The sequence below is a fragment of the Nevskiales bacterium genome (assembly GCA_035574475.1).
Taxonomy (GTDB): Bacteria; Pseudomonadota; Gammaproteobacteria; order Nevskiales; family DATLYR01; genus DATLYR01.
This window is the reverse complement of record DATLYR010000124.1, coordinates 1-8,075: the sequence shown is the minus strand read 5'-3', so window position 1 is coordinate 8,075 and position 8,075 is coordinate 1. Positions and strand designations below refer to the sequence as shown.

8 protein-coding genes are annotated in these 8,075 nt (G+C 67.7%); 7 read left to right on the top strand and 1 reads right to left on the bottom strand.

Features of this window, described 5'->3' with window-relative positions; genetic code table 11:
• The 7 genes from VNJ47_07425 to acnA form a co-directional block, all read left to right on the top strand.
• On the top strand, window positions 1–216 hold a 216-nt coding region (locus VNJ47_07425), incomplete at its 5' end, for a hypothetical protein (protein HXG28661.1).
• Window positions 217–224: 8 nt separating this feature from the next.
• Window positions 225–1,433: a type II secretion system protein GspL gene (gene gspL, locus VNJ47_07420; protein HXG28660.1), complete on the top strand. Its 1,209-nt coding sequence runs from the start codon at window positions 225–227 to the stop codon at window positions 1,431–1,433.
• The gene (locus VNJ47_07415) at window positions 1,430–1,927 is read left to right on the top strand and encodes a type II secretion system protein M (protein HXG28659.1); all 498 of its coding nucleotides are present in this window, start codon (window positions 1,430–1,432) and stop codon (window positions 1,925–1,927) included. The genes gspL and VNJ47_07415 overlap by 4 nt, the downstream gene beginning before the upstream one ends.
• Complete coding sequence (locus VNJ47_07410; protein ID HXG28658.1) at window positions 1,924–2,676, top strand: type II secretion system protein N; 753 nt, start codon at window positions 1,924–1,926, stop codon at window positions 2,674–2,676. The genes VNJ47_07415 and VNJ47_07410 overlap by 4 nt, the downstream gene beginning before the upstream one ends.
• Window positions 2,677–2,687: 11 nt before the next feature.
• The gene (locus VNJ47_07405; GenBank protein HXG28657.1) at window positions 2,688–3,167 is read left to right on the top strand and encodes an NUDIX hydrolase; all 480 of its coding nucleotides are present in this window, start codon (window positions 2,688–2,690) and stop codon (window positions 3,165–3,167) included.
• Entirely contained in the window at window positions 3,164–4,258 is a 1,095-nt protein-coding gene (gene mnmA / locus VNJ47_07400; GenBank protein ID HXG28656.1) for a tRNA 2-thiouridine(34) synthase MnmA, read from the top strand. The genes VNJ47_07405 and mnmA overlap by 4 nt, the downstream gene beginning before the upstream one ends.
• A gap of 117 nt (window positions 4,259–4,375) precedes the next feature.
• Complete coding sequence (gene acnA / locus VNJ47_07395; protein ID HXG28655.1) at window positions 4,376–7,054, top strand: aconitate hydratase AcnA; 2,679 nt, start codon at window positions 4,376–4,378, stop codon at window positions 7,052–7,054.
• A gap of 67 nt (window positions 7,055–7,121) precedes the next feature.
• Here the strand turns inward: acnA and VNJ47_07390 are convergent.
• On the bottom strand, window positions 7,122–8,075 hold a 954-nt coding region (locus tag VNJ47_07390), incomplete at its 5' end, for a hypothetical protein (protein ID HXG28654.1).

Below are 8,075 nucleotides of genomic sequence, written 5' to 3'. Positions count from 1 at the left end.
CGCGGCACCGGCTACTACAAGACCACCCAGGATTTCCGGGCCGAACCCGCCTATGCAGGCAAGACCGTGGACGAGCGCCTGATTTCGGTCAACAGCAGTTATTTCCTGCTGACCGGCGAAATCCAGGTTGGCAATGGGCGGGTCAACCTATACAGTCTCCTCCAGCGCGGGCCGGACGGTGTCCGGTTACTGGCGCACAGCAAAGACAGCTACTAAACCAATCCGTGAGCGATACCCTCTATATCCGGCTCGACTCCGCCAGCGACCAGGTCAGCTGGTGTCTGCGCCAGACGCAGACCGGCTACGGCCACGTGCAGACCGGCACGCTGGACGATGCCCTGCTGCTGGCGCGCGAACGTCGCCTGGTCGTGCTGCTGCCTTCCGCCGACATCACGCTCACCACCGTCGAATTGCCGGCCCAGCTGCAGAACGCGCCGACCCCGCGCCTGCTCCAGGCCGTTCCCTACCTGCTCGAAGATCGCCTGGCCGAGGACGTGGAAACCCTGCATTTCGCCATCGGCCGGCGCAGCGGCAACCGCCTGCCGGTGGTGATCGCAGCGCAGGCCCGCATGGAAGGCTGGCTCAAGCCCTTCCGTGACCGCGGCATCACGCCGGCGGTACTGGTGCCGGACTTGCTGTGTGTGCCGCGTGTGCAGGGGCCGCAGCCGGTCTGGTCGGTGCTGCTGGAGGGTGGACAGGCGCTCGTGCGCACCGACACCTGCGCCGGTTTCTGCTGCGAAACCGAGATGCTGGCGGATTTTCTCGCGCTGGCCCAGCCCCCCGAGGGGCTGCATCTGCAGATCTATCCGGTCGAGCACGCAGAGCTGCCGACGCTGGTGCAGCCGGTGCGAACCGCAGCCAGCGTGACCCACGGCCTCGAATACCTGGTACGCGGTTATGACGAGACGGTGTCGGTCAACCTGCTGCAGGGCGAGCACGCCGCCACCCCGGACTATCTGAACTGGTTCCAGCCCTGGCGGCTGACCGCGGCGCTGCTTGCGGCCTGGGTGGTACTGGGCACGCTGACCCTGGCGGTCGAATACCTGCGCCTGCGTCATGAGCTGCGTGGCCTTGAGCAAACCGCTGAAACCGCTTTCCGCAGCGCCTTTCCACAGGTCACGCGGATCGTCGATCTGCGCGCGCAGGCGCAGCAACAGCTGGCGGTGCTCAAGCGTGCGGGCGGCGGCGCCGGCTTCCTGCCGCTGCTGCAGGCCAGCAGCCAGGTGCTGGCACGGGTCAGCGGCGTGCAGCTGCAGGAAATCCAGTACCGTGACGGCGCCCTGCAGCTCGCCCTGCTGGCCGGCGACACCCAGACGCTCGACAGCCTGCAGCAGGGCTTCGCACAGCAGCCCGGCCTGCGCCTGGAGGTGGAGTCGGCCAATGCCACCGGCCAGGGCGTGCAGATCCGGGCCGTGGTGAAGGCGCGCTCATGATCGAGAAATTCAGACAGTGGTTCTTCGGCCTGGCCTTGCGCGAGCGCCTGCTGGTGGCGGCCGCGGCGGCAACCGTGCTGCTGGCCATGCTGTTTCTGCTGATCTGGGAACCGCTGCACGATGGCGTGCAGCGGCTGCGCACGGAAGTGGCCTCGACGCAGGCGCTGGTCGCCGAGCTGGCGCAGGCCCGCAGCCTGGTGCTGTCCGGGCGCGGCGGCGTCGGCACGATCCAGGGCCAGGGCCGCTCCTTGCTGGCGATCGTGGACCAGACCGGCAAGGAAAACGGGCTCGGCGGCGCCATCACGCGCATGCAGCCGGAAGGCGACAACACCGTACGGGTCTGGCTGGAGCAGGCGGATTTCGTGGCCGTGCTGCGCTGGCTCGCGCTGCTGGAGAACAGCTATGGCGTGGCCGTGGTGGAAGCGGCGATCGACCGCGAGGCCCAGCCCGGCCTGGTGCGCGCGCGGCTCGGCCTGGTCCGGGGCGCGCCATGAACCGCCTTTATCTCGGGGCCGGCATCGCCGGCCTGCTCTTTTGCTTGCTCGCTCTCACCCCCGCGCCGCTGCTGTATCACTGGCTGCGTGACGACTGGGGCGCGCAGGTGCAGGCCTTCGGCCTCAGCGGCAACCTGTGGCGTGGGCAGGCCGCCAGCCTGAACCTCTCGGGCATCGTCTTGCAGTCGGTCGAATGGCGCTGGCGACCGCAGGCGCTGCTGCTGGGCCGCATCAGTCACCGCATCAGCGCGCAAACCGCAGGCGGCAGCGTGCAGGCGGTGGTTTCGAGCCCGCTGCTGGGCAAGACTCTGCGGCTGAGATCGCTCAAGGGCAGCCTGCCGGTCGAGCAGATCGGCCCTGCCCTGCGCCTGCCGGTACTGCCCTTCACCGGCACGCTGCAGTTCGAACTGCAGCGCCTGCAACTGCGCCAGGGCAAGCCCTGGCTGGCCGAGGGGGTACTCGAATTCCGCAATCTCGTTTTCAGCTTCAGCACGCCGCCGGCGACGCTCGGCGACTACCGTGCCGAGCTGAGCACCGCGCAGCAGGCCATCCAGATCGCGCTGAGCAGCGCCGGGGGGCAGCTGGAGGCCGGCGGCAGCGGCCAGATCACGCGCGAAGGGCAGTATCTGCTGGAGATCAAGTTGCGCCCGCGCGCGACCGCGCCGCCCGCCGTGCTCAGCCTGCTGCAGCCGCTGGGGCGTCCGGATGCCGAAGGCTGGTACCGCCTGCGGCGTAACGGCAGCTTCTGAGTGAGCCATCGATGGGCGACAACATCTGGCGGCCGCATGTCACGGTAGCGGCCGTCGCCGAACGGGACGGCCGTTTCCTCCTGGTCGAGGAGCGCATTGATGGCCGCCTGCTTTACAACCAGCCGGCCGGCCATCTGGACGAAAACGAATCCCTGATCGCGGCCGTCGCGCGTGAAGCGCGCGAGGAAACCGCCTGGGATTTCGAGCCCGAGGCCCTGATCGGGCTTTACCTGTGGAAGGAACCGACCGGCGGCAAGACCTTTCTGCGCGCGGCCTTCGCCGGCCACTGCCTGCGCCACCACCCGCAGCAGCCGCTCGATGCCGGCATCCAGCGTGCTTTGTGGCTGAGCCGGGATGAGATTGCGGCACTGGGCGGGCGCCTGCGCAGCCCGCTGGTGCTGCGCTGTGTCGACGACTACCTGCGCGGCTGCCGCTACCCGCTGGACGTGCTGCAGCATCTGGCTGCCACGCCGGACCACCGTGGTTCATGAGTGCCGCCGAGCGCGTCATCGTCGGCCTGTCCGGCGGGGTAGATTCCTCCGTCGCCGCCCTGCTGCTGCAGCAGCAGGGCTATGCGGTGGAAGGCCTGTACATGTTCAACTGGGCCGAGGACGAGCAGGGCTATTGCAGCGCCGCCACGGATTTTCAGGATGCCGCCCGCGTCTGCGAGCAGTTGAGGATTCCGCTGCATCGCGCTGATTTCTCGAAGGAATATCGGGAGCGGGTATTCGAGAATTTCCTTGAGGAATACGCCGCCGGCCGCACGCCCAACCCGGACGTGCTGTGCAACCGCGAGATCAAGTTCAAGTCCTTTCTCGAACACGCGCGCCGGTTGGGCGCGGCACGCATCGCCACCGGCCATTACGCCCGCCTGGCGCAGGCTCCGGACGGCGTGCAGCTGCTGCGCGCGCGCGACCCGAACAAGGATCAGACCTATTTTCTGTGCAGCGTCCCGGCCGCGGCCCTGGCGCTGGCCCTGTTCCCGGTCGGTGGGCTGCTGAAAAGCGAAGTGCGTGCGCTGGCCGCCACGGCCGGCCTGCCAGTGCATGACAAGAAGGACAGCACCGGCATCTGCTTCATCGGCGAGCGCCGCTTCCGCGAGTTCCTCGCGCAGTACCTGCCGGCCCAGCCCGGGCCCATCTGCACACGACTGCCGGACGGTACGGTTCACGAGCTGGGTCGGCACCAGGGCCTGATGTACTACACCCTCGGCCAGCGCCGCGGGCTGGGCATCGGCGGGCAGCGCGGTGCGGACGAAAAGCCCTGGTATGTGGTGGACAAGGATCTGCCCACCCGTACGCTGTGGGTTTCGCAGAATCCCATGCACCCGAATCTGCAACGGCAGTCCTTGACTACGGGGCCGATGCACTGGATCGGCAGTCCACCGCCGCTGCCGCTGCGCTGCAGCGCCCGCATCAGGCACCGCCATGCCGACCAGCCCTGCCTGGCCAGCCCCGCCGGCAGTGGCTTGATGATCCGTTTCGATCAGCCGCAGCAGGCCATGACACCCGGCCAATACGTCGCGCTCTATCTGGACGAGCGCTGTCTGGGCGGTGCCACGATCGAAGCCACGTCTGCCTAGAGCGGCTTTGGCGCTTCCGCTATAATTTTCAGCCGTTTCCGCCCGATCCGGGGTTGCATGGCCCCCGCCGCGCCTGCGGCAGTCCAACGATCTTTCCGAACATTTGGGAGAACACGCATGACGGACAGCTTCAAGTCCCGCGCCAGTCTGAGCGTCGGGGGCAAGACCTACAGCTACTACAACCTCCAGGTGCTGGAGCCGACGTTCAAGGTCTCCCGTCTGCCCTACTCCTACAAGATCCTGCTCGAAAACCTGCTGCGCCACGAAGACGGCGAGAACACGACCAAGGCCGACGTCGAGGCACTGGCCGGCGCCGACCTGAAGAAACTGCCGCAGAAGGACATCAACTTCACCCCCGCGCGCGTTGTGCTGCAGGATTTCACCGGCGTGCCTTGCGTAGTTGACCTGGCGGCGATGCGTGATGCGATCAAGAACCTCGGTGGCAAGGCCAGCCAGGTCAACCCGCTGTGCCCGGTCGAGCTGGTCATCGACCACTCGGTCATGGTGGACCATTACGGCAGCAAGGACGCGCTCGACCTCAACGCAAAGATCGAATTCCAGCGTAACCAGGAGCGCTATACCTTCCTGCGCTGGGGCCAGGAGGCGCTGCAGAACTTCAAGGCCGTGCCGCCGGACACCGGCATCGTGCACCAGGTCAACATCGAGTACCTCGCGCGCGTGGTGTTCGAGAAGGACGGATTGCTCTACCCGGACACCTGCTTCGGCACTGACAGCCACACCACCATGGTCAACGGCATCGGCGTGCTCGGCTGGGGCGTGGGCGGCATCGAGGCCGAGGCCGCCATGCTCGGCCAGCCCTCCTCCATGCTGATGCCGGAAGTGATCGGCGTGCGCCTGACCGGCAAGCTGGCCGAGGGCGCCACCGCCACCGACCTGGTGCTGACCGTCACAGAAATGCTGCGCAAGCGCGGCGTGGTGGAGAAGTTCGTCGAGTTCTTCGGCCCCGGCGTCGGCGCGCTGTCCGCCTCCGACCGCAACACCATCGCCAACATGGCGCCCGAGTACGGCGCCACCTGCGGCATCTTCCCGATCGACGAGGAAACCCTGAACTACCTGCGCCTGACCGGCCGCAGCGAGCAGCAGATCGCCGTGGTCAAGGCCTACGCGCAGGCCCAGGGCATGTGGTGGTCGCCGGAGGCGCCGGAGGCCGAGTACAGCGACGTGCTGCATCTCGACCTCGGCAGCATCCAGCCGAGCCTGGCCGGCCCCAAGCGCCCGCAGGACCGCGTGCTGCTGGCCGACGTCAAGGCCAATTTCCGCAAGGCCTTCGAGGCCGAGCAGAAGATGCGCCCGAGCACCGGCCCGGCCACGGTCACCGACCGCGGTCAGACTTACCAGCTGAAGGATGGCGCAGTGGTGATCGCCGCCATCACCTCCTGCACCAACACCTCCAACCCGAGCGTGCTGATCGGAGCGGGCCTCCTGGCCCGCAAGGCGCGCGCCCTGGGCCTGAAGACCCAGCCCTGGGTCAAAACCTCGCTGGCGCCCGGCTCCAAGGCGGTGACGGAATATCTGACCAAGGCCGGCCTGATCGAGGACCTCGAGTATCTCGGCTTCCACGTGGCCGCCTACGGCTGTACCACCTGCATCGGCAATTCCGGTCCACTGAACGAGCCGATCAGCAAGGCCATCAACGAGCACAAGCTGTCGGTGTCGGCGGTGCTGTCCGGCAACCGCAACTTCGAGGGCCGCGTGCACCAGGACGTGCGCATGAACTACCTGGCCAGCCCGCCGCTGGTGGTGGCCTTCGCCATCGCCGGTAGCACCGACATCGACCTGACGCGCGAGCCGATCGGCAAGAGCAAGGATGGCAAGGACGTGTTCCTGAAGGACATCTGGCCGTCGAACCAGGAAATCCAGGCGGAAGTCGCCCGCAGCGTGTCGCCCGAGCTGTTCAAGAAGAGCTATGCGGACGTGCTCAAGGGTGACGAGCGCTGGCAGTCGATCAAGGTGACCAAGTCGGAAACCTACAGCTGGGATCCGAACAGCACCTACATCCAGAACCCGCCCTACTTCGTCGGCATCACCAAGACGCCACCGGGGATTCCGACCATCAAGGGCGCCCGCTGCCTGGCGCTGCTGGGCGACTCGATCACCACCGACCATATCTCGCCGGCCGGCGTCATCAAGAAGGACAGCCCGGCCGGACGCTACCTGATCGAGCACGGCGTGCAGCCGGCGGATTTCAACTCCTACGGCTCGCGCCGCGGCAATCACGAGGTGATGATGCGCGGTACTTTCGCCAATACCCGCATCAAGAATGCCATGACGCCCGGCGTCGAAGGCGGCGTCTCGCGCTACCTGAACGGCGCCGTCGTGCCTCTGCCGGACAGCCCGGTGGAGGCCATCTACGATGTGGCCATGAAGTACCAGAAGGACGGCATCCCGCTGGTCGTGCTGGGCGGCAAGGAGTACGGCACCGGCTCGTCGCGCGACTGGGCGGCGAAGGGCACCCTCCTGCTGGGCATCAAGGCCGTCATCACCGAGTCCTTCGAGCGCATCCATCGCGCCAACCTGGTCGGCATGGGCGTGCTGCCGTTGAATTTCCAGGACGGCCAGAGCGCCGCCAGCCTGGGTCTGGACGGTACCGAGATGTTCGACATCGAGGGCCTGCAGAAGGGCGCCGCCGAGGTCACCGTCAATGCCAGGAAGGCCGACGGCAAGACCGTCAGCTTCAAGGCCAAGGTGCGCATCAACACGCCGAAGGAGTGGGAGTACTACGAGAACGGCGGCGTGCTGCACTACATGCTGCGGCAGATGGCGCAGGCATCGTAGTGCCTGGCGACCGCAGATAAAGAAAAGCCCCGCCGAAGCGGGGCTTTCTTTTTGGTCTCAGCCCTGATTACGGGCAACTGGCACCGGCTGCGCCGGCCAGGATCGGGCCCAGCGTCGGGATGGCGCACAGAGCCGAAGGATCCAGCGGGCTGCCGCCGCCACCGGGTGGGCAAGCCACGCCGGCCAGGTTGGCCAGCGTCGGTCCCAGCGCGGGTACCGCGCACAGCGCTTCCGGACTCAGAGGGCCGCCACCGCCGCCGCCGTTACAGCTGCTGCCGGCAGCCTCGACCACCGCGGGGCCGAGTACGGGGATGGCACACAGCGCAGACGGATCCAAGGGGCTGCCGCCACCACCACCCGAGCAGGTACCGCCAACCGCACCCACCAGCGCGGGGCCGAGCACCGGAATGGCGCAAAGCTGCGAGGGATCCAGGGGATCGCCGCCACCGCCACCGCCACCTTCACAGACACCACCGGCCAGGGTCACGAGCGCCGGTCCCACGCCGGGCACCGCGCACAAGGCAGCAGGATCCAGCGGGCTTGCGCCCGGCTGACAGCTGCCACCGGCCAGTCCGACGACCAGCGGGCCGACGACCGGCACGGCACACAGCGCGGAAGGATCCAGCGGGCTGCCACCGCCGCCACCACCGCCTCCGGGGCAGGAACCGCCTACTGCACTGACCAGCTGCGGGCCCAGCACAGGGATGGCGCACAGCGCCTCCGGACTCAGGGGACTGTCGCCACCGCCACCGCCGCCACCCGGCGGCGTGCCGCCGTTACAGGCCGCGATGGCATCCGGATCGCCACCGAGAGCCAGCAGCGCGTTGGGCAGGTTAACGCCCAGCGAAGCCAGCGCTTCGGCCAGGTCTTCCACGGCCGCCTGGAACGCAGCCGGATCCGGGTTCTGCGAAGCCAGCGCCGCCAGCAGCGTGTTCAGGACCGAGTCCGGCCCCTCGACCACGTCATTGCCCAGCGGATCGATGCACTGGACGAAATCCTCCAGCGGCGTGCCCTCGACCAC

Coding starts and splice junctions, on each gene's coding strand:
- mnmA (HXG28656.1), top strand. CDS start 3,164: ATGAGTGCCGCCGAGCGCGTCATCGTCGGCCTGTCCGGCGGGGTAGAT.
- acnA (HXG28655.1), top strand. CDS start 4,376: ATGACGGACAGCTTCAAGTCCCGCGCCAGTCTGAGCGTCGGGGGCAAG.
- VNJ47_07410 (HXG28658.1), top strand. CDS start 1,924: ATGAACCGCCTTTATCTCGGGGCCGGCATCGCCGGCCTGCTCTTTTGC.
- VNJ47_07405 (HXG28657.1), top strand. CDS start 2,688: ATGGGCGACAACATCTGGCGGCCGCATGTCACGGTAGCGGCCGTCGCC.
- VNJ47_07415 (HXG28659.1), top strand. CDS start 1,430: ATGATCGAGAAATTCAGACAGTGGTTCTTCGGCCTGGCCTTGCGCGAG.